Source organism: Citrobacter sp. Ce129 (assembly GCF_030334545.1).
Taxonomy (GTDB): Bacteria; Pseudomonadota; Gammaproteobacteria; order Enterobacterales; family Enterobacteriaceae; genus Citrobacter; species Citrobacter europaeus.
This window is the reverse complement of record NZ_JAOWDS010000027.1, coordinates 22,568-47,523: the sequence shown is the minus strand read 5'-3', so window position 1 is coordinate 47,523 and position 24,956 is coordinate 22,568. Positions and strand designations below refer to the sequence as shown.

Below are 24,956 nucleotides of genomic sequence, written 5' to 3'. Positions count from 1 at the left end.
CCGCCGTCCTGGAGCTTAAATTATTTAGGGGAAAGTGATGGCGTTACGGAATGAGTAAACTCGATCCCTGCGTGGCGCGACTTTCCAGCACTTCATGGGCACGCTGTGCGTCGTGCAGCGCAAATGTCTGACCAGGTGCGACATCCACTTTTATTACCCCACTGGCAATCAATGAGAAAAGCTCATTACTGGCTTCGGTTAATTCGTTGTGGTTGGTGATGTAACCCTGCAGAGAGGGACGGGTCACGTATAGCGAACCTTTCTGATTCAGAATCCCTAAATTTACACCGGTCACTGGTCCGGACGCGTTGCCAAAACTGACCATCAGTCCGCGGCGCTGCAGACAATCCAACGAGGCTTCCCAGGTATCTTTCCCCACCGAGTCATACACCACCCGCACTTTTTTTCCGCCAGTTATCTCTTTCACTCGTTCAGCAATGCTTTCTTCACGATAGTTAATGACCTGCCATGCGCCGGCCTGCAGCGCAATTTGCGCTTTTTGCGCACTGCCGACGGTTCCAATCAGCTTCGCACCTAATGCTTTTGCCCACTGGCAGGCAATCATACCGACGCCGCCCGCAGCAGCATGGAACAAAAACGGTTCATCAGGCTGAATTTCATAGGTTTTACGTAACAGATAAAATACGGTAAGCCCTTTAAGAAATGAGGCGGCGGCTTGTTCAAACGAGATAGCGTTAGGCAGGATGGCGGCTTTATCAGCCGGAACGTTATGCACTGAGCTGTAGGCGCCCAGGGGGGACTGAGCGTAAACCACGCGATCGCCGGCTTTAATGTGCGTCACGTTGCTACCGACTTTGCTGACCACGCCTGCGGCTTCGGTTCCCAGACCGCTGGGCAGAGAAGGCGGCGGATAAAGACCACTGCGGATGTAGGTGTCGATATAGTTGATCCCAATCGCTTTGTTCTCGACCTGGATTTCGTTTTCCGCCGGGTCTACGGGGGTAAACTCCACAGCCTTGAGTACATCAGGGCCACCATGCTTGTGAAATTCAATACGTGTTGCCATGCTTCCTCCAAAAGAAATGTGGTAATCTTTCGACCCAATCATTATCTCGGTAACTCCATTCACTATGGCAGGAAATAAACCCTTCAACAAACAACAGACTGATGCTCGTGATCGCGATCCCCAGGTCGCCGGGCTGAAAGTACCGCCGCACTCGATTGAAGCGGAACAGTCGGTGTTGGGCGGTTTAATGCTGGATAACGAACGCTGGGACGATGTCGCCGAGCGTGTGGTGGCGGAGGATTTTTATACCCGACCGCACCGGCATATCTTCACGGAAATGCATCGCCTGCAGGAGATGGGGAAACCCATCGATCTGATCACGCTCGCTGAATCGCTGGAGGTTCAGGGGCAACTGGACAGCGTCGGCGGTTTTGCTTATCTGGCTGAGTTATCTAAAAATACGCCAAGTGCGGCGAATATTAGCGCTTATGCTGATATTGTCCGAGAACGTGCAGTTGTTCGTGACATGATTTCGGTCGCGAATGAAATCGCGGAAGCTGGGTTTGATCCACAAGGCCGTTCCAGTGAAGATCTGCTGGACCTTGCGGAATCCCGCGTCTTTAAAATTGCAGAAAGCCGCGCCAACAAAGACGAAGGGCCGAAAAATATCACCGATGTGCTCGACGCAACCGTCGCGCGTATCGAGCAGTTATTCCAGCAGCCGCACGACGGCGTCACCGGGGTAAACACCGGTTATGACGACCTTAATAAAAAGACGGCTGGTTTGCAGCCGTCAGACTTAATTATTGTCGCCGCGCGTCCGTCGATGGGTAAAACGACATTTGCAATGAACCTCGTCGAAAATGCGGCGATGTTGCAGGATAAGCCGGTTCTTATCTTCAGTCTTGAAATGCCCTCAGAACAGATCATGATGCGTTCCCTGGCCTCGCTCTCACGCGTAGACCAAACCAAAATTCGTACTGGTCAACTGGATGATGAGGACTGGGCGCGAATTTCCGGAACAATGGGTATTTTGCTGGAGAAACGAAACATCTATATTGATGACTCCTCCGGCCTGACGCCAACGGAAGTGCGCTCGCGTGCTCGTCGTATCGCCCGTGAACACGGCGGCATCGGACTTATCATGATCGACTACCTGCAGCTGATGCGTGTGCCGTCGCTCTCCGACAACCGTACGCTGGAAATTGCAGAAATCTCCCGCTCGCTGAAAGCGTTAGCGAAAGAACTGCATGTGCCGGTGGTGGCGCTGTCGCAGCTTAACCGCTCTCTGGAACAGCGCGCCGACAAGCGCCCGGTTAACTCGGATCTGCGTGAGTCCGGCTCCATCGAGCAGGATGCCGACTTAATCATGTTTATTTATCGTGATGAGGTTTATCACGAAAACAGCGACCTGAAAGGGATCGCGGAAATCATTATTGGTAAGCAACGTAACGGCCCGATCGGTACGGTGCGCCTGACGTTTAACGGTCAGTGGTCGCGCTTCGATAACTATGCGGGCCCACAATACGACGACGAATAAATCTCCGTCATCCTTCATGCTGCAGATGCGTTGACTACGCCCGTTCATCCCGGTCACTTAGTTTACTGAGCTTCCGGGGATTCTCAGGCTTGTCGCCCTCCAGCAACACGAATGATTTAGAAGATTCTTTTATAAAGGAATACAAATGCAAGCGGCAACTGTAGTCATTAACCGCCGCGCTCTGCGACACAACCTGCAACGTCTGCGTGAACTGGCTCCCGCCAGCAAACTGGTTGCGGTCGTGAAAGCGAACGCCTACGGCCATGGTCTGTTAGAGACCGCGCGAACGCTCCCCGATGCGGACGCTTTTGGTGTCGCTCGTCTTGAAGAAGCCCTGCGCTTGCGAGCGGGAGGGATCACGCAGCCCATCCTGCTGCTGGAGGGATTTTTTGATGCCTCCGATCTGCCGACTATTTCCGCGCAGCGTCTGCATACTGCCGTCCACAACCAGGAGCAACTTGACGCTCTGGAAGCCGCTGAACTGGCTGAACCTGTCACCGTCTGGATGAAGCTCGACACGGGAATGCACCGCCTGGGCGTGCGTCCTGAGCAGGCCGAGGCGTTTTATCAGCGCTTAACGCAATGTGAAAACGTGCGCCAGCCGGTCAATATCGTCAGCCACTTTGCACGTGCGGACGAGCCTGAATGTGGCGCGACCGAAAAACAGCTCGATATCTTCAATAGTTTTTGCGCAGGCAAACCGGGGCAGCGTTCGATTGCCGCGTCGGGGGGGATTTTGCTGTGGCCGCAGTCTCACTTCGACTGGGCGCGTCCGGGGCTGATTTTGTATGGCGTATCGCCGTTGGAAAACCACTCTATCGGCGCCGATTTTGGCTGCCAGCCGGTGATGTCGCTGACCTCCAGCCTGATTGCGGTGCGTGAGCACAAAGCGGGCGAACCGGTTGGATACGGTGGAACCTGGCTGAGCGAGCGCGACACGCGTCTGGGCGTGGTGGCGATGGGCTATGGCGATGGTTATCCGCGCGCAGCGCCGTCCGGGACGCCAGTCCTGGTTAATGGCCGTGAAGTACCGATCGTCGGTCGCGTCGCGATGGATATGATCTGCGTCGATTTAGGCCCCGACGCGCAGGACAAAGCGGGTGATTCGGTGATTCTGTGGGGCGAGGGCCTGCCCGTTGAACGCATTGCTGAAATGACGAAAGTAAGTGCTTACGAACTTATTACGCGCCTGACCTCAAGGGTGGCGATGAAGTATATCGATTAACAGCATGAAGTGCCGGACAGGCGGTTACGCCGCCTTCCGGCAATATTCCTCTCAACATCCTCTCGATCTTCTCCCGCTTCCGGTTTATTGTGTTCTTAACCTCTGCCTGTAAACCTGGAGAACCACACGTGTTTCAAAAAGTTGACGCCTACGCCGGCGACCCGATTTTATCGCTCATGGAGCGTTTCAAAGAAGATTCACGTAGCGACAAAGTGAACCTCAGTATCGGCCTGTATTACAACGAAGACGGCATTATTCCTCAGCTTAAAGCGGTGGCGGAAGCCGAAGCCCGACTTAATGCCAAACCGCATGGCGCTTCGCTGTATCTGCCGATGGAAGGTCTGAACACGTATCGCCATACTATTGCGCCGCTGCTGTTTGGCGCAGATCATCCGGTTCTCCAGCAGCAGCGCGTCGCAACGATTCAGACGCTGGGCGGCTCCGGCGCGCTAAAAGTTGGCGCAGACTTCCTGAAACGCTATTTCCCTGATTCTGGCGTGTGGGTCAGCGACCCGACCTGGGAAAACCACATCGCGATTTTTGAAGGCGCAGGGTTCGAAGTAGGTACTTACCCCTGGTATGACGACACGACCAACGGCGTGCGTTTCAACGACCTGCTGACCACGCTGAATACCTTACCGGCGCGCAGCATCGTACTGCTGCATCCGTGCTGCCATAACCCGACGGGGGCGGATTTAACTCCCGCGCAGTGGGATGGCGTCATTGAGATCCTGAAAGCACGCGATCTGATCCCATTCCTGGATATTGCTTACCAGGGTTTCGGCGGTGGAATGGAAGACGATGCCTATGCGATCCGCGCCATTGCCAGTGCCGGATTGCCTGCTCTGGTCAGCAACTCATTCTCGAAGATTTTCTCTTTGTACGGCGAGCGTGTCGGCGGACTGTCAGTAGTATGTGAAGACGCTGATGCCGCCAGCCGCGTTTTAGGGCAGCTAAAAGCGACGGTGCGCCGTAACTACTCCAGCCCGCCAAACTTTGGTGCGCAGGTGGTTGCCGCGGTGTTGGGGGATGACGCGCTGAAAGCTAACTGGCTGGCGGAAGTCGAAGAGATGCGTACCCGCATTCTGGCGATGCGCCAGGAGCTGGTTAAGGTATTAAATGCGGAGATCCCTGGTCGCAACTTTGATTACCTGCTGCAACAACGCGGAATGTTCAGCTATACCGGGCTTAGCGCCGCTCAGGTCGATCGCCTGCGCGATGAGTTCGGTGTGTACCTGATAGCCAGCGGTCGTATGTGCGTGGCCGGGCTGAATCACGGTAACGTGCAGCGCGTGGCGAAGGCATTTGCCGCCGTCATGTAATTGGCTTTGTGTGTTGCCGGATGGCGGCGTGAACGCCTTACCCGGCCTACAAATGGATATGGATTTTCGTTTGTAGGCCGATAAGTGTAGTGCCATCAGGCGCACTTTCCTGTGTGATCGTGCTCCTTTTCCAGGACAAAACCAGAGAAAATCCTTCCTTTCCCTTCCCCTAAGGGGTAAGGTCAGATAGTTTTTTGACCAGTTGTTAATAAAAAAATGATAACTAACTGACTACTTAGGGAAAAATATGCGCAAGTTTACGTTGGCACTGAGTGCCGTTTGTTTATTGTTCACGCTAAATCAGCCAGCCCAGGCGTTAGTTTCCTCTCCCTCTCAGCTTAATCCTGGCACCAACGTTGCAAAACTCGCTGAGCAGGCACCCATTCACTGGGTCTCCGTGGCACAAATTGAAAACAGTCTGACCGGACGCCCGCCGATGGCCGTCGGGTTTGATATTGATGACACCGTCCTCTTTTCCAGCCCTGGCTTCTGGCGCGGTAAAAAAACGTATTCCCCGGATAGTGAGGATTACCTGAAGAATCCGGCTTTCTGGGAAAAAATGAACAATGGCTGGGACGAATTCAGCATTCCAAAAGAGGTCGCTCGTCAGCTGATTGACATGCACGTGCGTCGCGGCGACAGCATTTTTTTCGTAACCGGTCGTAGCCAGACGAAAACGGAAACCGTGTCGAAAACGCTGTCCGATAACTTTCACATCCCGGCTGGTAATATGAATCCAGTCATTTTCGCCGGTGATAAGCCGGGTCAGAACACCAAAACGCAGTGGCTGCAGGATAAAAATGTCCGCATGTTCTACGGTGACTCTGATAATGACATCACCGCCGCTCGCGACGTAGGTATTCGCGGTATTCGTATTTTGCGCGCCGCTAATTCCACGTATAAACCGCTGCCGCAGGCCGGTGCGTTTGGTGAAGAGGTGATCGTCAACTCGGAGTACTGAGACCATCGATTGCTGGTTTTTTAAACAAATTTACGTTCACGGCTTTTACCTTTTGCGGACTTGCTGCACACTGAATAAAAGATGTTCTCATTAGGCAATATGCTGGTAAGGGGAATAAAGATGACGAATTCGGAGTTGCTGCAATACTGCATGGCAAAAACGGGCGCGGAGCAGAGCGTTCACAGTGACTGGAAGGCCACCCAGATCAAAGTCGAAGATGTGCTCTTTGCCATGGTAAAAGAGGTGGAAGAACGCCCTGCGGTGTCTCTGAAAACCAGCCCGGAGCTGGCAGAGTTGTTACGTCAGCAGCATAGCGATGTACGACCAAGCCGACATCTCAATAAAGCGCACTGGAGTACGGTGTATCTGGATGGCTCGCTGCCGGATTCGCAAATCTACTATCTGGTAGACGCCTCCTATCAGCAGGCCGTCAACACGCTGCCGGAAGATAAACGCCGGATACTGGCGCAGCCCTGATCCGTTTCGCCGGATGCGGCGCAAGCGCCTTATCCGGCCTACAAGCAATTATGCATATTCTGTAGGCCAGACAAGTGTTGCGCAATTACAACAACGGTTTGAGGAAGCGTGCCGTGTGTGAGGCTTCACATTCCGCGACCGTTTCTGGCGTACCGGAGACGAGAATTTCTCCACCGCCGCTGCCGCCTTCCGGACCAAGATCGACAATCCAGTCTGCGGTCTTAATCACGTCCAGATTGTGCTCAATCACCACGATGGTGTTGCCCTGATCCCGGAGCTGGTGCAGCACGTCCAGCAGTTGCTGAATATCCGCAAAATGCAGACCGGTGGTCGGTTCGTCGAGAATATACAGCGTTTGCCCGGTACCGCGTTTGGAGAGCTCGCGCGCCAGCTTCACGCGCTGCGCCTCACCGCCTGAGAGCGTGGTAGCGGACTGACCCAGTCGAATGTACGTCAGGCCAACGTCCATCAGCGTTTGCAGCTTACGCGCCAGCGCCGGAACGGCATCGAAGAACTCACGCGCTTCTTCAATCGTCATATCCAGCACTTCGTGGATGGTCTTGCCCTTGTACTTAATCTCCAGCGTTTCGCGGTTATAGCGCTTGCCTTTGCACTGATCGCACGGCACATAGATATCCGGCAGAAAGTGCATTTCGACTTTGATCACCCCGTCGCCCTGACAGGCTTCACAGCGTCCGCCGCGAACGTTAAAGCTGAAACGACCCGGCGTATAACCGCGCGCACGCGACTCCGGGACACCGGCAAACAGTTCGCGCACTGGCGTAAACACGCCGGTGTAGGTCGCCGGGTTAGAGCGCGGCGTACGCCCAATCGGGCTTTGGTCAATGTCGATCACTTTGTCGAAATGTTCCAGACCCTGAACGTCGCGATATGGCGCAGGTTCAGCCAGCGTAGCGCCGTTCAGCGCTGTCTGCGCAATCGGGAACAGTGTGTCGTTAATCAGCGTCGATTTACCCGAACCGGAAACCCCGGTAATGCAGGTAAATAAACCAACCGGCAGCGTCAGGGTGACATCTTTCAGGTTGTTGCCGCGCGCGCCGGTGAGCTTCAGCACTTTTTCCGGATCGGCTGCCACGCGCTGTTTCGGCACTTCAATTTTGCGCTTACCGCTCATGTACTGGCCGGTCAGCGACTCAGGCACCGCCATGATATCTTTCAGCGTACCTTCGGCAACCACCTGGCCGCCGTGAACGCCAGCACCGGGGCCGATATCGATAACGTGGTCAGCGGCGCGAATCGCGTCTTCATCGTGCTCGACCACAATAACGGTATTACCCAGATTACGCAGGTGGATAAGCGTACCCAGCAGACGTTCGTTATCGCGCTGATGCAGACCAATAGACGGTTCATCCAGTACGTACATTACGCCGACAAGACCTGCGCCGATCTGGCTTGCCAGACGAATTCGCTGGGCTTCGCCGCCGGAGAGCGTTTCCGCTGAACGCGACAGCGTCAGGTAGTTGAGGCCGACGTTGACCAGGAATTTCAGACGATCGCCAATCTCTTTAAGAATTTTTTCTGCAATTTTCGCCCGCTGACCCGCAAGCTTCAGATTGTTGAAGAAATCCATCGCATGACCGATGCTCATGTCGGAAATCGCGGGCAGCGGCGTATTTTCAACAAATACGTGGCGGGCTTCCCGGCGTAAACGCGTCCCTTCACAGCTGGCGCATGGTCGGTTGCTGATGAATTTGGCGAGTTCTTCACGTACCGCGCTGGACTCCGTCTCTTTATAACGACGCTCCATGTTGTGCAATACGCCTTCAAACGGATGGCGACGTACGGATGTATCGCCGCGATCGTTCATATATTTAAATTCGATATTTTCTTTACCGGAACCGTACAGCACCACTTTATGCACGGCAGGGTTGAGGCTGGCCCATGGGGCTTCGACGTCGAACTTATAGTGTTCTGCCAGTGACTTAAGCATCTGGAAGTAATAGAAGTTACGACGATCCCAGCCGCGGATAGCACCGCCGGCCAGCGACAGTTCCGGATTTTGGATCACCCGGTCAGGATCGAAATACTGCTGCACGCCGAGACCGTCACAGGTCGGGCATGCGCCAGCCGGGTTATTAAACGAGAACAGACGAGGTTCCAGTTCGCGCATGCTGTAGCCGCAGATCGGGCAGGCGAAGTTGGCGGAGAACAGCAGTTCTTCCGCTTTTGGATCGTCCATATCGGCGACCACCGCCGTACCTCCGGACAGTTCCAGCGCGGTTTCAAAGGATTCCGCCAGGCGCTGGGTGAGATCGTCGCGTACTTTAAAGCGGTCAATCACCACTTCAATCGTGTGTTTCTTTTGCAACTCAAGCTTGGGCGGATCGGAAAGGTCGCACACTTCACCATCGATACGGGCGCGGATATAGCCCTGGCCTGCCAGGTTTTCCAGCGTTTTGGTGTGCTCCCCTTTACGCTCTTTAATTACCGGCGCCAGTAGCATCAGACGCTTGCCTTCCGGCTGCGACAGGACGTTGTCCACCATCTGGCTAACGGTTTGCGCCGCCAGGGGGACGTCGTGATCCGGGCAGCGCGGCTCGCCAACGCGGGCAAACAGCAGGCGCAGATAGTCGTGAATTTCGGTAATGGTACCTACCGTGGATCGCGGGTTGTGGGACGTCGATTTTTGTTCAATTGAGATGGCGGGAGACAGCCCCTCAATGTGGTCGACATCCGGCTTTTCCATCAGCGACAGAAACTGACGCGCGTACGCGGAAAGGGATTCAACGTAACGACGCTGCCCTTCGGCATACAAGGTGTCGAAAGCGAGCGAAGATTTGCCTGAGCCCGAAAGCCCGGTGACGACAATCAGCTTGTCGCGCGGGATGACGAGGTTGATGTTTTTGAGATTATGGGTGCGGGCGCCCCGAACTTCGATCTTATCCATTCATCTTTCCCGGATTAAACGCTTTTTTGCCTGGCTGCATGGTGCTACCGGCGATCACAAACGGTTAATTATGACACAACCTGACCTGAATGGATATACAGTATTGGAATGCAAAACGCAGATGCCTGTGCAACAATGTCCGTCCGGGGTTGTTTACTGGAATCGATCTCGCAACGTAGTAAAAGCGCTATTGGAAATGCTACAATCCCGCGCTTACACTTATTCAGTAACGTTTTTCAGGAGACACGATCATGGCCAGCAGAGGCGTAAACAAGGTGATTCTCGTCGGTAATCTGGGCCAGGACCCGGAAGTACGCTATATGCCGAATGGTGGCGCAGTCGCCAACATTACGCTGGCTACTTCCGAATCCTGGCGTGATAAAGCGACCGGCGAAATGAAAGAGCAGACTGAATGGCACCGTGTTGTGCTGTTTGGCAAACTGGCTGAAGTGGCCAGCGAATATCTGCGTAAAGGTTCCCAGGTCTATATCGAAGGTCAGCTGCGTACCCGCAAATGGACCGACCAATCCGGCGTAGAAAAGTACACCACTGAAGTTGTGGTGAACGTTGGCGGCACCATGCAAATGCTGGGCGGTCGTCAGGGTGGTGGTGCTCCGGCAGGTGGCGGCCAGCAGCAGGGTGGTTGGGGTCAGCCTCAGCAGCCTCAGGGCGGCAATCAGTTCAGCGGCGGCGCGCAGTCTCGTCCGCAGCAGTCAGCTCCGGCGGCGCCTTCTAACGAGCCGCCGATGGATTTCGACGACGATATTCCGTTCTAATCCCTCTGCATTTCGCTGACAATTATGGCTACCTCAGGATTGGGGTAGCCATATGCAATTCCGTTATTAGTTCAACACCATCGGCCAGTCTGGCGGTGTATGGCTCATCACTTCAACCATCACGGTTTCAATGTTCTTCCAGATTGCGGACATATCCACCAGGGTTATGCCGAGTAATCCGGTTGCAAACCAGCAGGCAAAAACCAGCCCTAAACCGCTGCTAATGACGGCCAGGCCAATATAATCTGATTTACGAAAACGGATATTGAGCGTACTGGCTAAAAACATCAGCACCGCGCTGAGTAATTGCCACCGCAGTAGAACCACACCAGTTGTTATCGTTGCCATGAAAAACGTCCTCAGAAAGTCTGGATGCCCAGGACAGCGCGGGGATGTTCACCGAGGGTGTAGTACTCTGGCTATCGACGGGCAATAACATGAATGAAACATTGTTTCTGTTACATAATTTTTGTGAACTATATCACATATGCTCGTTTGTTCACCAGTACTGGACGTGATTTTTGCAGGATGAAAACCATGTTTACTGTGTGGTTATATTCAACCAGGTAATGATACTAAATAACCAATCTTAAAGGTGCATTTACATTACCTGTTTAATTTATCCTAAATTAATCGTTAAAAAAATTTAATGAATTTCTTAAATCTTACCAGGATAATGCTCATAAAAAATTACTCCTTGGGGATAATAACGTTATGAAATAAGCATAACTTTAAGTTTGCCTTACGGAAAAATAATATCATCATCAACTATTATCAGACTTTTACATAGAGAAGTCTGTTGCTAATACTGATAGATTCATGCAACTTAATCAGTCGGTGTTTATTGCATCTTGCCTTAATGGGTTCTGGCATATACGAAACAGGGAAATTGGGCTGACATGAATCACAGTGCGCGTCGCAAGATGCTGAAGTTCCTGGGAACATTCATGGTGGTATTGCTCCCCGTGGTACTGGCGTTATGGTTTGCTCAAATCAGGGCAATGTCCGAAACCCGTAATCAACTTCGTTCTTTTGCTCAACTGGTGTTAAATAAAACTGAACTGGTGATCCAACAAGCCGATTTAGCGCGTGATATGGCCCAGTTGTATCAGGGTAAGATGTGTACCCCGGCACATCAGAAAAATATGCTAAATATTATTCGTGGCCGTTTATATATCAGCGAGCTAATTTATGCGCAGGGTGATCATTTTTTGTGCTCTACGTCGATGGTGCCGCCTGTCACCTATATTATGCCGACCGCCGACTATAAACGTACGCCGGACGTCTCCATCTATTACTATCGCGATACCCCCTTTTTCGCTGGCTACCGAATGACGTATATGCAACGTGGAAACTACGTTGTCGTCATCAACCCATTATCATACAGCGAAGTCATGTCAGAGGATCCGGATCTGTCCTGGGGCGTGTACGACACGGTAACGGACACCTTTTTCTCTGCCAGCGAAGGGGCGCATATTGCGCAATTACTGCCATTGGTGCGCGGTGAAGCCTCTACCTTCCAACTGGACGATCGCTTCTATACCATCGTGCATTCAGAAAAACGTCCGATTGCGATTATTGCCTCGACCTCAGATAAACGCATAAATTCGATTTTCTATCACGAGGCTGCAGTAACGATTCCTTTCGGGGTCATCTGCAGCATCCTGATGCTGTTAATATGGTGGCGCACGCGCCAGGAATACTTATCTCCTCGCCGCTTGTTAAAACGCGCAATCAAAAAACGTCAACTGCGTCTGCACTACCAGCCGATCATTGATATCAAAAACGGTCAGTGCGTTGGGGCTGAGGCTCTGCTGCGCTGGCCTGGCGGTAATGGTGAAGTGATGAGCCCGACCGAGTTTATTCCGCTGGCTGAACAAGAGGGAATGATTGAGCGGATCACGGATTATGTAGTTGAAGAGGTGTTCAACGATTTAGGATACTTTCTTGCCGCGCATCCTCAACTTTATATCTCGATAAATCTCTCGGCTTCTGACTTTCATTCATCCCGACTCATTGCCCTGATTACCGACAAAAACCGTGAGTACTCTGTGGCGCCCCGGCAAATTAAAGTCGAGGTAACGGAGCGCGGGTTTATTGATATAGATAAAATGACCCCGGTAATCCAGGCGTTTCGCCAGGCGGGTTATGAAGTAGCGTTTGATGATTTTGGCACGGGATATTCCAATCTACATAATTTATCCGCGTTGAATATCGATATCCTGAAGATCGACAAATCGTTTATTAGCACACTGTCCACTAACAGCACCAGTCACCTGATTGCCGAACATATCATCGAAATGGCGCAAAGCTTACATCTGAAGATGATTGCGGAAGGGGTAGAGACGAGTGAGCAAATCGAGTGGCTGCGCGAACACGGCGTACAGTATTGTCAGGGCTGGTATTTCGCGAAAGCACTGCCGTCGCAGGAGTTCATGCAGTGGATACAACGGTCGCCCGCTATACTGACGCAGAGCGGGCAATAATCTTACAGGCGATGGCGGTAATCGCTGGGGGTACGATCAAACTCGCGGCGAAACACGCGCGAGAAGGTTTGTTGCGATACATAACCAAGATCCATCGCGATATCGAAAATAGGTCGCTCAGTCGTTCGCAGTTCAACAGCGGCCAGTAAAAGTCGACGCTGACGGATGTAGTCACCCAACGTCTGGCGCATCACCGTGCGGAACATTCTCTGTAAATACCACTTCGAGTAACCTGATTTTTTCGCCACCGCCTCAATGTTCAGCGGCTGATCGATATGGTCGTCAATCCATTCAATAAGGGTCTGAATAATCTGCTGATGGGACATAGGGCTGCCTCTTTCTCAGTATTCGATTCGTCGTTTTGTCTGCGGGCGAGTATAATTCCTCAAGTTAACTTGAGGTAAAGCGATTTATGGAAAAGAAATTACCCCGGATAAAAGCGCTCCTCACGCCAGGTGAAGTCGCCAGGCGTAGCGGCGTGGCGGTATCAACCCTGCATTTCTATGAAAGCAAAGGGTTAATCAGCAGTATGCGCAACAGCGGCAATCAGCGCCGATATAAACGTGATGTGTTGCGTTATGTGGCGATTATCAAGATTGCTCAACGCATCGGGATCCCTCTGGCCACGATCGGTGACGCGCTCGGCGTATTACCTGAAGGACATTCACTCAGTGCTAAAGAGTGGAAGCAACTCTCTTCGCAATGGCGTGAAGAGTTGGACCGACGTATTCATACTTTGGTGGCGCTACGCGATGAGCTGGATGGGTGTATTGGTTGCGGTTGTTTGTCACGCAGTGATTGCCCGTTGCGTAACCCAGGCGATCAGCTTGGCGAGCAGGGGACCGGGGCGCGCCTGCTGGAAGATGATTGATTGGTTCAAAAATGTGCCGGGTATAAAACTAAAGCGCCACAGAGGGCGCTTTAGTTTGGTTCCGGTCTTTGTCTTTCACTCTATCCCGCTGGTTCACGGGAGGGTTTCCCCCGACATCAACACCCCTCAGTCGAGCACATTAGGGGAGGTTCCGGCCTGTGTTGATAATGTAAGTGTAAGCCACCTCTCTCCATTTGCCAGTGAAATGCTGTTTTTTTAGCCAAAAAATTTCCCGCATCTTCACCGATTTTCTTGCGCAAGTTTGCTCAAAAAAGGAACTCTGATGTTGTAATAACTCCGCGAAATTTGTTGCCAGATTGCGCATTGACGATAACGTTTGCGCATCGACTGATTATTTATTGCGCGTTATAAGAAGAAATGAGTAAAAAGCGGCAAAGTTCAGTTGAAAACCAGCGTATGATCGCTGGATAATCGTTTGCTTTTTTTTACCACCCGTTTTTTATGCGCGGAGCTAAACGTTTGCTTTTTTGCGACACCCCTATTGACGCAAACCTGGCACATGGAGAAAACGTTTAGCAGGCAGTGGATTGTCCAGCACGCATAATGACGAAAAAATAAACTCTCAGGGGATGTTTTCTATGTCTACGCCTTCAGCGCGTACCGGCGGTTCACTCGACGCCTGGTTTAAAATTTCGCTTCGCGGCAGTACCGTTCGTCAGGAAGTCGTTGCCGGATTAACGACGTTCCTGGCCATGGTTTACTCCGTTATCGTGGTTCCGGGGATGCTGGGTAAAGCCGGATTCCCGCCTGCCGCCGTATTTGTGGCGACCTGTCTGGTCGCGGGCGTCGGTTCTATTGTGATGGGCCTGTGGGCAAACCTGCCGCTGGCAATTGGCTGTGCCATTTCTCTGACGGCGTTTACCGCATTCAGCCTGGTGCTGGGGCAGCATATCAGCGTGCCCGTTGCGCTGGGCGCAGTGTTCCTGATGGGTGTCCTGTTTACCATTATTTCCGCGACCGGTATTCGTAGCTGGATCCTGCGCAATCTGCCGCAAGGTGTTGCGCACGGTACGGGGATTGGTATCGGCCTGTTCCTGCTGCTGATTGCGGCAAACGGTGTTGGTCTGGTGATTAAGAACCCGCTGGACGGCCTGCCGGTTGCGCTGGGCGACTTCGATACCTTCCCGGTGATTATGTCGCTGATTGGTCTGGCGGTGATTATTGGTCTCGAAAAATTGAAAGTGCCGGGCGGCATTCTGCTGACCATTATCGGTATTTCCATCGTCGGCCTGATTTTTGACCCAGCCGTGCATTTCTCCGGTATTTTTGCCATGCCGTCGCTGAGCGACGAGAACGGCAACTCGCTGATTGGCAGCCTGGATATTATGGGCGCACTGAACCCGATCGTACTGCCGAGCGTGCTGGCGCTGGTCATGACCGCTGTCTTCGATGCGACCGGAACCATCCGCGCGGTGGCCGGACAGGCGAACCTGCTGGATAAAGACGGACAGATTATTGATGGCGGCAAAGCGCTGACCACCGACTCACTGAGCAGCGTATTCTCTGGTCTGGTGGGCGCTGCACCGGCTGCGGTTTATATTGAATCCGCAGCGGGTACGGCGGCAGGCGGTAAAACCGGCCTGACGGCGATCACCGTTGGCGTACTGTTCCTGCTGATCCTGTTCCTTTCTCCGCTCTCTTATCTTGTACCTGTGTACGCAACGGCGCCTGCGCTGATGTATGTGGGTCTGTTGATGCTGAGCAACGTCGCGAAAATCGACTTTGCTGACTTTGTTGACGCTATGGCTGGACTGGTAACAGCCGTATTTATCGTGCTGACCTGTAACATCGTTACCGGCATTATGATTGGCTTTGCTACCCTGGTGATTGGCCGTATCGTCTCTGGCGAATGGCGCAAACTGAACATCGGCACTGTGGTCATCGCCATCGCGCTGGTGGCCTTCTACGCAGGTGGTTGGGCTATCTGATCCTCATCCGTTGAAGATCCTTAAAACGGGTGGCTTTGGCCGCCCGTTTTTAATTTCAGAACACACTCGTTGTCTTTTGCGTTACTCTCAAGTAGATAGAATTAAGGCACGACGCCTTTATCACCAATCATAAGAAACATCGCAAACAGGGAACGCATGGAAATCTTTTTCACCATACTCATCATGACCCTTGTGGTCTCGCTGTCGGGGGTATTTACTCGCGTATTGCCCTTCCAACTCCCTTTACCCCTTATGCAGATCGCCATCGGCGCCTTGCTGGCGTGGCCGACGTTTGGTTTGCATGTGGAATTCGATCCTGAGCTGTTTTTGGTTCTGTTCATCCCGCCGTTGCTCTTTGCCGATGGCTGGAAGACGCCAACGCGTGAGTTTCTCGAGCACGGGCGAGAGATCTTCGGCCTTGCGCTGGCGCTGGTTCTGGTTACGGTGGTCGGGATTGGCTTTATGATTTACTGGCTGGTGCCGGGGATCCCTCTCATCCCGGCCTTTGCGCTGGCCGCCGTTCTGTCGCCAACCGATGCCGTGGCGCTCTCCGGCATTGTGGGGGAGGGACGCATACCGAAGAAAATCATGGGCATCCTGCAGGGCGAAGCGTTGATGAACGATGCGTCCGGCCTGGTCTCGCTGAAATTTGCCGTAGCCGTGGCGATGGGCACGATGGTATTTACCGTCGGCGGCGCGACGGTTGAGTTCTTCAAAGTGGCGATTGGCGGCATCCTGGCCGGTTTTGTCGTCAGTTGGCTGTACGGGCGCTCCCTGCGTTTTCTTAGCCGCTGGGGCGGTGATGAGCCCGCAACGCAAATCGTTCTGCTGTTTCTGCTGCCGTTTGCGTCTTATCTGATTGCGGAACACATTGGTGTTTCAGGCATCCTCGCGGCGGTCGCTGCCGGGATGACGATTACCCGTTCTGGAGTAATGCGCCGTGCGCCGCTGGCGATGCGTTTGCGCGCTAACAGCACCTGGGCGATGCTGGAATTTGTGTTTAACGGCATGGTGTTCTTGCTGTTAGGACTGCAGTTGCCGGGAATTCTGGAGTCATCTTTGGCGGCGGCAGAAGTCGACCCGAACGTTGAAATCTGGATGCTGTTTACCGATATCGTGCTGATTTACGTGGCGCTGATGCTGGTACGTTTTGGCTGGCTGTGGACCATGAAGAAGTTCAGCCTGCGCTTCCTGAAGAAAAAACCGATGGAGTTTGGATCCTGGACGACGCGTGAAATCCTGATAGCCTCCTTTGCGGGGGTGCGTGGGGCTATTACCCTTGCCGGTGTGCTCTCCATTCCGCTGCTGCTACCGGATGGTAGCGGCTTCCCGGCGCGCTATGAGCTGATCTTCCTGGCTGCGGGCGTGATTCTGTTCTCGCTGTTTGTTGGCGTGGTGATGCTGCCGATTCTGCTACAGCATCTGGAAGTGGCAGACCACTCGCAGCAGCAGAAAGAGGAACGTATTGCCCGCGCAGCTACGGCGGAAGTGGCGATTGTCGCCATCCAGAAAATGGAGGAACGTCTGGCTGCGGACAGCGAAGAGAACATCGACAACCAGTTGCTCACCGAGGTGAGTTCACGCGTCATCGGTAACCTGCGTCGACGTGCCGACGGACGCAATGACGTGGAAAGCTCGATGCAGGAAGAAAATCTCGAACGGCGTTTCCGCCTGGCAGCGCTGCGCTCAGAGCGCGCGGAACTTTATCATCTGCGCGCCACGCGGGAAATCAGCAATGAAACGCTGCAAAAACTGCTGCACGATCTGGATTTGCTGGAAGCGCTGTTGATCGAGAACCAGTAAACGAGCGTGCCTGATGCGCTACGCTTATCTGGCCTACAAAACCGGCAACAGCGATGTAGGCCGGATAAGGCGCTAGCCGCATCCGGCGAAGGGTGTGCCAAATGGCGCGCAACTGGCTGCAAGAAATTATTCATCGTGTAATTTGCGAGCGGCTTTCCTGAACGAATCCATCCCTCTTGTCGATTCCCTCTTTTCTCCATACGGTTGAGGAAAGGGGGAAACATGTCCAACTATCGACGAAATTACATTAATGGGGGAACCTGGTTTTTTACGGTAAATCTGCAGGACCGTTGAAGCCATCTTCTGACTGCCAACATTCACGCGCTTCGGTGTGCAATCGCTGCGGTCAAAAAGATTAGGCCTTTTCGCATTAATGCGTGGGTCGTTTTACCCGAGCATATGCATTGCATATGGACGTTACCTGACAATGATGCGGATTATTCCTCTCGCTGGCGGGAAATTAAGAAGCATTTCACCCACTCATTGTCTTCCCGACATATCTGGCAATCTCGCTTTTGGGAGCACACCATCCGTGATGAACATGATTATCGCCAGCATGTTGATTATATTTACATTAACCCGGTGAAGCACGGCTGGGTAAAACAGGTACAGGACTGGCCTTTTTCAACATTTCATCGTGATGTGATGCATGGTTTGTACCCGCAAGATTGGGCAGGTGAAATCATGGATTTTAATGCGGGTGAACGTGCCTGATGCGCTACGCTTATCTGGCCTACGGAATCGGATGTAGGCCGGATAAGGCGTTAAGCCGCATCCGGCATTTTACACCTCTTGGGTTAGCCAAAACCCTTCACAGCATTTGAGCCACGCCTTGGCGCTGTGCGACAAATATACGCCGTCGCGCCAAATCATACCCAACTGCCAGCGTAAATCGCTCTCCAGGGGGATCCAGCGCAGCGTCTGCTTATCCAGGCGCTGGCAAATCGGCTCCGGTAAAATAGCAATCCCGACACCGGCTTGCACCATCGCCGCCAGAAAATCCCACTGCCCGCTGCGAACCGCGATGCGGGGCTTGACGTTGTGTTGGCTAAACAGCTTAAGCAATTGGCGGCTCAATGCGAAATCTTCGTTATAGATAAGCAGCGGATGCTCCGCTAACGCCTCGGGGGAAATAGATTCGCACGTTGTCCACTGACCGGAGCGGGGGACCAGCACGCAGAGCGGATGACTAAAAAGCGGTAAGGTCGCCAGACCGCTCTCTTCCTCAACTGGCAACGCAGTCATCGCGACATCCAGATCGCCGTTTATCACCGCCTGCTGAACGGTTAAGCCGCCAAATTCAGATATCTTCAGCTCAACGCCGGGATAGCGCTGGCGAAACAGGCCGATCGGCCCGGCCATCAACATACCCACCATGGGCGGGATACCGAGGCGCAGCACGCCCTTGTTGAGATGATTAATGTCGCTAAGTTCGGCTTCGAGCTGGCGAAACTCGGCAAGGATCGCCAGGCCACGTTCGAAAACGACCTGCCCGGTGTCGGTTAACAGCAGCCGCCGACCGTCGCGGATTAACAGCGTGCAGTTAAGCTCGTCTTCAAGGTTCTTCAACATCTTGCTGATGGTGGGTTGGGTGACAAAAAGCTTCTCCGCTGCGCGGGTAAAGCTCTGCTGACGAACCACCTCAACAAAATAGCGCAGCGTTCTGATATCCATGATTATTCCTTAAGACTATGCCTGCAATGAGTTTAATTCATTTCAGTCCTGGATGGGGGGTCTCTATACTGGCGCTCTCTATTTTTTAAGGACATACCCTCATGGCTGTGGCGATAAGCCGCGTGACGCCTGCCGTTATTCATCGACTTCAGATACCCGTTCAGGTTCTGTTGTACGCAGGTCTATTTGTATTTGCTCAATATCTTGTCTCCTGGCTGCATTTGCCGCTTCCTGCCAACCTGGTGGGGATGGTGCTGATGTTGGCGTTGATTGTCTGTCGGGTTATCCCGCTGAACTGGATCCGCGCTGGGGCTCGCTGGTTACTGGCTGAAATGCTGCTATTTTTTGTCCCAGCGGTGGTGGCCGTCGTCAACTACACGCAGCTGTTGTTGGTCGATGGCTGGCGCATATTTTCCGTCATTGCGCTAAGTACGGTGATGGTGCTTGGCGCAACGGCGTGGGTGGTGGATAAAGTGTATCGCTATGAAATGAGCAGGCTAAACCGTGAGTAATTTCCAGCTAAGCGTGCTGTGTCTGGTGATTACGCTGGGCATCTATTTTGCCAACAAGCGTCTGTATCGCCGTTTTCGTAAATTACCGCTGATGCCATTGGTGCTCACTCCGGCGCTGCTGGTGCTGATGCTGGTCTTTGGGCACATCTCCTGGCAAAACTATATTGGTGAATCGCACTGGCTGCTGTGGCTGCTGGGACCTGCAACCATCGCCTTTGCCGTGCCGGTTTATGACAACCTTGCGGTGATTAAGCGCCATTGGATGTCGCTGACGGCGGGCGTAGTGACGGCTACGCTGGTGGCTGTCACCAGTTCCGTTTGGTTGGCGCGTCTGTTTATGCTGCCTGATGAAATCCAGCGCAGTCTGGCGGTGCGCTCCGTCACTACGCCGTTTGCGCTGGCGGCGGCAGAGCCGTTGGGCGGGCAGCCGGACCTGGTGGCATTGTTCGTGGTGGTGACCGGTGTATTCGGTATGGCGGTCGGCGATGTGCTGTTTTTACGACTTTCCATTCGCGAAGGGATGGCGAAAGGCGCAGGATTTGGCGCCGCATCGCATGGCGCAGGCACGGCACGCTCATATGAGCTCGGCCAGCAGGAGGGCGTGGTTGCCAGCCTGGTGATGATGCTTTCTGGCGTGGTGATGGTGCTGGTAGCGCCGCTGGTCGCAAGGCTGATGTTCTGACCAGCGGCGGTGTGCTATTTCAAGCGTGAAATCAGCGAGAATTCTTTAAAATTCACCGGCCGCTGTTGCTGCATGGAAATATTCCCGGCGATACCGGTCAAAATCGACATGGCGCCGGCGCGATGGTCGGCGGCACGCTGCAACGGATCGTGCCGCGGCTCGCCAAACAGATCCGCCAGCATGGCGTTATCACCGCCACCGTGACCGCCTTCGCCGAGGGTAAAATCAGCCTGCCACGGCGCGGCAAACATCGGGAAAACAGTGATGTCACAGGCTTCAAGGCTGCCTTCGTTGTCCCGCTCCCCTCCGGCGTTGACGTAGGATTTCTCAACGATTTTCATCTCCAGGCGGCCTTCGCTACCGTTAAACACCACGTTCAAGCCTTCCCATGGCAGCCAGGTGTTCAGTGAATAGGTAAGCTGCACCTGATTCTGATATTTCACCAGCACCGACATGGTGTCTTCAATGGTGATACCGTCGCTGAACACGCTCTGGTCGCGGAAATAGTTATCTTCGTGTTCGGCATCCAGATAGAGCGCTTTAAGCTGAGGATTCTCGGCCATATGCAGCGCAAACGGATCGTCTTTGGCCTGCGCATAGCCGTGAGTGCGCGGGTAAAATTGCGTCACGCCCCGGCGTTCGGCGTTCTCTTTTCCGTAGAAACGCAGGCTACCTTCGGCATACACCCGCTCCGGATAACTGCCCAGCCAGAAGTTCATCAGATCAAAATGGTGAGTGGATTTATGCACTAATAAGCCGCCGCTATTCCGTTTTTCGCGATGCCAGCGGCGGAAATAATCGGCACCGTGCTCGGTATTGAGCAACCATTCAAAGTGAACCGAATAAACTTCGCCAATCGTACCGTTCATCAGCAGTTCGCGAACTTTGCTGTGGTGCGGCGCATAGCGATAGTTAAAGGCGACGCGTACCTGACGTCCGGTCTCTTCAATGGCGTCCAGAATCCGCAGGGCGCGTTGCTCATCGATGGTCATCGGTTTTTCGGTGATTACATCGCAGCCCGCGCGTAGCGCACGCACGATGTAGTCGTCGTGAGTCCGGTCCATGGTGGTTACAATGATGATATCCGGGCGAGTTTCTCGGATCATCTCTTCAAACTGCTGCGCTTTCCATGTGGAGACAGGGGCTGCGCCTTCGTTCTTCAGAAGCTGGTTAGCGTAATTCATACGCGTTTGATTGGTGTCGCAAAAGGCAACCAAACGAGCATTTTCCTTCCATTGCCCGCCAATCGCGCTGATGTAAAGTCCCGCGCGCCCGCCGGTTCCTACCAGGGCATATTTCTTCATAACATCCTCATCCTTCAAAAATGAATTGCAGTATCGATGTAATAAAAACAATGTTTCAATTTGATTTTTGTACAATAGCGCTAATGCGGAAGATGGATACAACGTAGAGGGAAAAATGTGATCCCGACCAAAATGATCGGCGGAGGGGGCGAGATTCTTATTTTCTTAGAGGCTATGTTTAAATTTATGTTCACGCCTTAGAATAGTGATAAATGTTACTCGCCATTGTAAGGACGCGCAGCGTGAAATATTTGTGGTTATCTGCTCTCTTGTTCAGTCATGCCGTTTTGGCCTGGTGTCCTGATGAAGACCAACGGGTGACATTCCAGGGAACATTAATACAACAGACGTTACCCGGTCCGCCAAATTACGAAAGCATTAAAGATGGCGATGAGGCGGTAACTTATGATTATCTTAAATTGGATCAACCGTTTGAGTGCGATGTTACTGGTGAGCGTGAAAGTGTTCCGCTAGTACAGCTTATATTGATGGGCAAAAATAAGCCTGGTTACGCCGATCTTGCTCCTTCTCTGGGAAAAGATGTCATCCTGACCGGGAAAACGATGTATGCCCAGACGGGTCGTCACTTTACTTCTGTGCTGCTTATTCTTGATAGCGCCAAAAACGTTACTCCCATCACCACGCCAGAACAAAAGAAAAGCGCGCTAATTCAGTTTCAACAGTTCCAACAGGCGTTGCGAGAGAAAAATGTTGTCGCGTTGAAAACATATTTTGTCTTTCCTTTGCAGGGGACGCTATTTGACTTTATTGCTTATGACGAAAATCGTCAGGAAGAAGTACTTACCGAGGCTGTATTTGACCAAAATTCGCAGCAGATTATGGCGCATCTGCAGATGCTGACCAATATCGGCGTTGATGCTGAATCACTGATGATAAACGAGTACAGAATTAACACACTTTCGGAACGTGAGCAGCAACGTCGCTATTTTCCAGCTGATGAAGATGGCATGTTTTATTATGAAGAAAACGGTAAACGTCATACCGTTACAGGAACATGCGATACCATCGCTCAAGGGGAACTTACAGACGGTATTCTTTTTACTTCGCAGGGGACAAGTGCAAATGAGCAACTCCCCGGTCTTTCAGAAAATTGTGACGGCGCGACGTCATATATGTTCAAGCTGGTTGATGGCAAACTGCGACTGACGGGGAGTTTTACTGCAGACTAATGACGTATTACAGATGGAATGGAATAAAAATAGAAAAGGATGTTAAAAATGCTTAATGATTTATTTATGGGCTGGCAGTGGCTAAATCTTGTGTGTGCGATTGTTTTCCTGTTGCTTATCGCTGTACCTGCTCGTCGCTTTATAACGGATGAGAATCCTGGATGATTTGCTGAATGTCTTCCCCGGCCAAAATGACCGGGGAAGAGAAGGAGTTAGTGTGCGCGACCTTGTTCTACGCCGTACCCGGTCTGGGAACGGATGAACTGAGCACGGAACTGCTCGCGTTCGCGATTGCCTTCTTCTGAGTTGTCGGTAGCAGAGAAGAACCAAATCCCGAGGAATGCTACGCTAATGGAGAACAGCGCCGGATACTCATACGGGAAAATAGCTTTTTCGTGACCGAGGATCTGGACCCAAATCGTCGGGCCAAGAATCATCAGCACCACCGCCGTCAGCAGACCTAACCAGCCGCCCAGCATCGCGCCACGCGTGGTCAGTCTTGACCAGTACATGGAGAGCAGAATGATGGGGAAGTTGCAGCTGGCCGCGATAGCAAACGCCAGGCCTACCATGAAGGCGATGTTCTGGTTCTCAAACAGCACGCCGAGCAGAATAGCAATCACGCCCAACACCAGTACGGTGATTTTCGAGACTCTCAGCTCTTCACGTTCGGTTGCGCCTTTGCGGAACACGTTGGCGTACAGGTCATGAGAGACTGCCGATGCACCCGCCAGCGTCAGGCCGGCAACCACCGCCAGGATGGTGGCAAATGCCACGGCTGAGATGAAACCGAGGAACAGGTTACCGCCCACCGCGTTCGCCAGGTGAACCGCTGCCATGTTGTTACCGCCAATCAACGCACCTGCAGCGTCTTTGTACGCCGGATTAGCCCCTACCAGCATGATTGCGCCAAAGCCGATGATAAAGGTCAGGATGTAGAAATAACCCATAAAACCGGTGGCGTAGAACACGCTCTTACGCGCTTCGCGGGCATCGCTTACCGTGAAGAAACGCATCAGGATGTGCGGCAAGCCTGCCGTACCAAACATCAGGCCGAGACCTAACGACAGCGCGGAGATCGGATCTTTAACCAGTCCTCCCGGGCTCATAATGGCTGAACCTTTCGGGTGTACCGCCATCGCTTCGGTGAACAGGTTGTTGAAGCTAAAGCCGACGTGCTTCATCACCATAAAGGCCATAAAGCTGGCGCCGAACAGCAACAGAACGGCTTTGATGATCTGTACCCAGGTGGTCGCCAGCATGCCGCCAAACAGAACGTACATCATCATCAATACGCCAACCAGCACGACGGCGATGTGATAGTTCAGACCAAATAGCAGCTCAATCAGCTTACCTGCGCCGACCATCTGGGCGATCAGGTACAGCGCGACCACCACAAGGGAACCACAGGCCGACAGAATACGGATTGGGCCTTGTTTCAGACGGTAGGAAGCAACGTCTGCAAAGGTGTAACGACCCAGGTTACGCAAACGCTCAGCAATCAGGAACAGGATAATTGGCCAGCCAACCAGGAAGCCGAGGGAATAGATCAGCCCGTCATAACCCGAGGTAAACACCAGCGCGGAAATCCCGAGGAACGATGCCGCCGACATATAGTCGCCCGCAATCGCCAGCCCGTTCTGGAAACCAGTGATGTTACCGCCAGCGGTGTAGTAGTCATTCCGCGAACGTACGCGCTTAGACGCCCAGTAGGTAATGCCGAGCGTAAAGATGACGAAAATCAGGAACATAACAATCGCCTGCCAGTTGGTTGGCTGGCGTTGGACTGCACCACTAATAGCATCCGCCGCGTTTGCGGCGAAGGGCAGCGTGGCGGCAAGCGCCGTCAGGACTCTCTTCATGATGCTTTAACCTCGTGCAGAACCGCATTGTTCAGGCGATCGAATTCACCATTTGCCCGCCAGATGTAGATCCCGGTCAGGATGAAAGAGATGAGGATCACACCGACCCCAATCGGAATACCGCGGGTGACGCTGGTTCCCGCGTGTAGCGGAGTACCCAGCCAGCCCGGCGCAAAGGCAATCAATAATATAAAGCTGATATAAACTGCCAGCATGATGATGGACAGAATGGTGGCAAACCGTTGCCGTTTTTCAACTAACTCCCTGAAACGCGCACTGTCTTCTATCCGCTGATAAATATTGTCATTCATCACAGAGCTCTCCAGAGGTCCCCCTGCGTCTTTCGTGCTACAGGTTCGTTGGCCGCACTCGCCCACCCCAGTCACATAGTGAACTATGCTCCTGGGGATGTGCTCGCTTGCCGCCTTCCTGTAACACGAAATCCTT

21 protein-coding genes and 1 pseudogene are annotated in these 24,956 nt (G+C 52.9%); 14 read left to right on the top strand and 8 right to left on the bottom strand.

What is annotated here, in order from left to right; translation table 11 throughout:
* Positions 1-43: 43 nt before the first annotated feature.
* Complete coding sequence (locus OGV77_RS00540; protein WP_043018510.1) at positions 44-1,027, bottom strand: quinone oxidoreductase; 984 nt, start codon at positions 1,025-1,027, stop codon at positions 44-46.
* A gap of 64 nt (positions 1,028-1,091) precedes the next feature.
* Here OGV77_RS00540 and dnaB point away from each other — a divergent pair, with 64 nt between their 5' ends.
* The 5 genes from dnaB to OGV77_RS00515 all read left to right on the top strand — a co-directional run bounded on the left by dnaB (position 1,092) and on the right by OGV77_RS00515 (position 6,492).
* On the top strand, positions 1,092-2,507 hold the full coding sequence (dnaB, locus tag OGV77_RS00535) for a replicative DNA helicase (protein WP_087051804.1): 1,416 nt from the start codon (positions 1,092-1,094) through the stop codon (positions 2,505-2,507).
* Positions 2,508-2,652: 145 nt separating this feature from the next.
* Positions 2,653-3,732, top strand: coding sequence for an alanine racemase (gene alr / locus OGV77_RS00530; protein WP_075145350.1), 1,080 nt, complete (start codon positions 2,653-2,655; stop codon positions 3,730-3,732).
* A gap of 128 nt (positions 3,733-3,860) precedes the next feature.
* Positions 3,861-5,054, top strand: a complete 1,194-nt coding sequence (gene tyrB / locus OGV77_RS00525; protein WP_075145349.1) for an aromatic amino acid transaminase — start codon at positions 3,861-3,863, stop codon at positions 5,052-5,054.
* 247 nt (positions 5,055-5,301) lie between these two features.
* Positions 5,302-6,015, top strand: coding sequence for an acid phosphatase AphA (aphA, locus tag OGV77_RS00520; RefSeq protein ID WP_047407201.1), 714 nt, complete (start codon positions 5,302-5,304; stop codon positions 6,013-6,015).
* 120 nt (positions 6,016-6,135) lie between these two features.
* Complete coding sequence (locus tag OGV77_RS00515; protein ID WP_006688292.1) at positions 6,136-6,492, top strand: MmcQ/YjbR family DNA-binding protein; 357 nt, start codon at positions 6,136-6,138, stop codon at positions 6,490-6,492.
* 85 nt (positions 6,493-6,577) lie between these two features.
* Here OGV77_RS00515 and uvrA read toward each other — a convergent pair whose 3' ends face one another.
* A complete protein-coding gene (gene uvrA / locus OGV77_RS00510; protein WP_016155358.1) occupies positions 6,578-9,400 on the bottom strand; it encodes an excinuclease ABC subunit UvrA in 2,823 nt (940 codons plus the stop codon).
* Positions 9,401-9,651: 251 nt separating this feature from the next.
* On the opposite strand from uvrA, the gene ssb1 reads away from it, so the two are divergent.
* The gene (ssb1, locus tag OGV77_RS00505) at positions 9,652-10,176 is read left to right on the top strand and encodes a single-stranded DNA-binding protein SSB1 (RefSeq protein ID WP_003826621.1); all 525 of its coding nucleotides are present in this window, start codon (positions 9,652-9,654) and stop codon (positions 10,174-10,176) included.
* Positions 10,177-10,242: 66 nt separating this feature from the next.
* Here ssb1 and OGV77_RS00500 read toward each other — a convergent pair whose 3' ends face one another.
* The gene (locus tag OGV77_RS00500; RefSeq protein WP_016155360.1) at positions 10,243-10,524 is read right to left on the bottom strand and encodes a YjcB family protein; all 282 of its coding nucleotides are present in this window, start codon (positions 10,522-10,524) and stop codon (positions 10,243-10,245) included.
* Between the two features lie 551 nt (positions 10,525-11,075).
* Here OGV77_RS00500 and pdeC point away from each other — a divergent pair.
* Complete coding sequence (gene pdeC / locus OGV77_RS00495) at positions 11,076-12,662, top strand: cyclic di-3',5'-guanosine monophosphate phosphodiesterase PdeC (RefSeq protein WP_087051805.1); 1,587 nt, start codon at positions 11,076-11,078, stop codon at positions 12,660-12,662.
* A gap of 2 nt (positions 12,663-12,664) precedes the next feature.
* Here the strand turns inward: pdeC and soxS are convergent, their stop codons facing one another.
* Positions 12,665-12,988 carry a superoxide response transcriptional regulator SoxS gene (gene soxS, locus OGV77_RS00490; protein ID WP_016155362.1) on the bottom strand — a complete coding sequence of 108 codons (324 nt, stop codon included), beginning with the start codon at positions 12,986-12,988 and terminating at the stop codon, positions 12,665-12,667.
* Positions 12,989-13,074: 86 nt separating this feature from the next.
* Between soxS and soxR the strand changes: the two genes are divergently transcribed.
* The 4 genes and pseudogenes from soxR (at position 13,075) to OGV77_RS00470 (ending at position 17,999) form a co-directional block, all read left to right on the top strand.
* Complete coding sequence (gene soxR, locus OGV77_RS00485; protein ID WP_043018085.1) at positions 13,075-13,533, top strand: redox-sensitive transcriptional activator SoxR; 459 nt, start codon at positions 13,075-13,077, stop codon at positions 13,531-13,533.
* Between the two features lie 599 nt (positions 13,534-14,132).
* Complete coding sequence (gene ghxP / locus OGV77_RS00480) at positions 14,133-15,482, top strand: guanine/hypoxanthine transporter GhxP (protein ID WP_043018086.1); 1,350 nt, start codon at positions 14,133-14,135, stop codon at positions 15,480-15,482.
* Positions 15,483-15,638: 156 nt separating this feature from the next.
* Positions 15,639-17,285, top strand: a complete 1,647-nt coding sequence (locus OGV77_RS00475) for a Na+/H+ antiporter (protein WP_043018087.1) — start codon at positions 15,639-15,641, stop codon at positions 17,283-17,285.
* A gap of 222 nt (positions 17,286-17,507) precedes the next feature.
* Positions 17,508-17,999: pseudogene (locus OGV77_RS00470) on the top strand (REP-associated tyrosine transposase).
* Between the two features lie 69 nt (positions 18,000-18,068).
* On the opposite strand, the gene OGV77_RS00465 reads toward OGV77_RS00470, so the two are convergent.
* Positions 18,069-18,959, bottom strand: a complete 891-nt coding sequence (locus OGV77_RS00465) for a LysR family transcriptional regulator (protein WP_043018089.1) — start codon at positions 18,957-18,959, stop codon at positions 18,069-18,071.
* Positions 18,960-19,060: 101 nt separating this feature from the next.
* Here OGV77_RS00465 and OGV77_RS00460 point away from each other — a divergent pair, with 101 nt between their 5' ends.
* Together OGV77_RS00460 and OGV77_RS00455 are read left to right on the top strand one after the other, a co-directional pair.
* Complete coding sequence (locus OGV77_RS00460; protein WP_043018090.1) at positions 19,061-19,471, top strand: CidA/LrgA family protein; 411 nt, start codon at positions 19,061-19,063, stop codon at positions 19,469-19,471.
* Entirely contained in the window at positions 19,464-20,153 is a 690-nt protein-coding gene (locus tag OGV77_RS00455; RefSeq protein WP_003031745.1) for an LrgB family protein, read from the top strand. The genes OGV77_RS00460 and OGV77_RS00455 overlap by 8 nt, the downstream gene beginning before the upstream one ends.
* A 14-nt stretch (positions 20,154-20,167) precedes the next feature.
* Here the strand turns inward: OGV77_RS00455 and OGV77_RS00450 are convergent, their stop codons facing one another.
* The gene (locus tag OGV77_RS00450; RefSeq protein WP_043018091.1) at positions 20,168-21,457 is read right to left on the bottom strand and encodes a Gfo/Idh/MocA family protein; all 1,290 of its coding nucleotides are present in this window, start codon (positions 21,455-21,457) and stop codon (positions 20,168-20,170) included.
* A gap of 242 nt (positions 21,458-21,699) precedes the next feature.
* On the opposite strand from OGV77_RS00450, the gene OGV77_RS00445 reads away from it, so the two are divergent.
* The gene (locus OGV77_RS00445; RefSeq protein WP_170928046.1) at positions 21,700-22,647 is read left to right on the top strand and encodes a DUF4431 domain-containing protein; all 948 of its coding nucleotides are present in this window, start codon (positions 21,700-21,702) and stop codon (positions 22,645-22,647) included.
* Between the two features lie 212 nt (positions 22,648-22,859).
* Here OGV77_RS00445 and actP read toward each other — a convergent pair whose 3' ends face one another.
* Both actP and OGV77_RS00435 read right to left on the bottom strand, forming a co-directional pair.
* A complete protein-coding gene (actP, locus tag OGV77_RS00440) occupies positions 22,860-24,509 on the bottom strand; it encodes a cation/acetate symporter ActP (RefSeq protein WP_043018092.1) in 1,650 nt (549 codons plus the stop codon).
* On the bottom strand, positions 24,506-24,820 hold the full coding sequence (locus OGV77_RS00435) for a DUF485 domain-containing protein (RefSeq protein WP_006688274.1): 315 nt from the start codon (positions 24,818-24,820) through the stop codon (positions 24,506-24,508). Before OGV77_RS00435 ends, actP begins: the two co-directional genes overlap by 4 nt.
* Between the last annotated feature and the right edge of the window lie 136 nt (positions 24,821-24,956).

Bases quoted from the DNA above. Each gene is read 5' to 3' on its own strand.
- OGV77_RS00475 (WP_043018087.1), top strand. From the start codon at position 15,639: ATGGAAATCTTTTTCACCATACTCATCATGACCCTTGTGGTCTCGCTG.
- pdeC (WP_087051805.1), top strand. From the start codon at position 11,076: ATGAATCACAGTGCGCGTCGCAAGATGCTGAAGTTCCTGGGAACATTC.
- OGV77_RS00540 (WP_043018510.1), bottom strand. From the start codon at position 1,027: ATGGCAACACGTATTGAATTTCACAAGCATGGTGGCCCTGATGTACTC.
- actP (WP_043018092.1), bottom strand. From the start codon at position 24,509: ATGAAGAGAGTCCTGACGGCGCTTGCCGCCACGCTGCCCTTCGCCGCA.
- OGV77_RS00465 (WP_043018089.1), bottom strand. From the start codon at position 18,959: ATGGATATCAGAACGCTGCGCTATTTTGTTGAGGTGGTTCGTCAGCAG.
- uvrA (WP_016155358.1), bottom strand. From the start codon at position 9,400: ATGGATAAGATCGAAGTTCGGGGCGCCCGCACCCATAATCTCAAAAAC.
- ssb1 (WP_003826621.1), top strand. From the start codon at position 9,652: ATGGCCAGCAGAGGCGTAAACAAGGTGATTCTCGTCGGTAATCTGGGC.
- aphA (WP_047407201.1), top strand. From the start codon at position 5,302: ATGCGCAAGTTTACGTTGGCACTGAGTGCCGTTTGTTTATTGTTCACG.
- dnaB (WP_087051804.1), top strand. From the start codon at position 1,092: ATGGCAGGAAATAAACCCTTCAACAAACAACAGACTGATGCTCGTGAT.
- OGV77_RS00450 (WP_043018091.1), bottom strand. From the start codon at position 21,457: ATGAAGAAATATGCCCTGGTAGGAACCGGCGGGCGCGCGGGACTTTAC.
- OGV77_RS00515 (WP_006688292.1), top strand. From the start codon at position 6,136: ATGACGAATTCGGAGTTGCTGCAATACTGCATGGCAAAAACGGGCGCG.
- ghxP (WP_043018086.1), top strand. From the start codon at position 14,133: ATGTCTACGCCTTCAGCGCGTACCGGCGGTTCACTCGACGCCTGGTTT.
- soxR (WP_043018085.1), top strand. From the start codon at position 13,075: ATGGAAAAGAAATTACCCCGGATAAAAGCGCTCCTCACGCCAGGTGAA.
- OGV77_RS00460 (WP_043018090.1), top strand. From the start codon at position 19,061: ATGGCTGTGGCGATAAGCCGCGTGACGCCTGCCGTTATTCATCGACTT.
- OGV77_RS00500 (WP_016155360.1), bottom strand. From the start codon at position 10,524: ATGGCAACGATAACAACTGGTGTGGTTCTACTGCGGTGGCAATTACTC.
- alr (WP_075145350.1), top strand. From the start codon at position 2,653: ATGCAAGCGGCAACTGTAGTCATTAACCGCCGCGCTCTGCGACACAAC.
- OGV77_RS00435 (WP_006688274.1), bottom strand. From the start codon at position 24,820: ATGAATGACAATATTTATCAGCGGATAGAAGACAGTGCGCGTTTCAGG.
- soxS (WP_016155362.1), bottom strand. From the start codon at position 12,988: ATGTCCCATCAGCAGATTATTCAGACCCTTATTGAATGGATTGACGAC.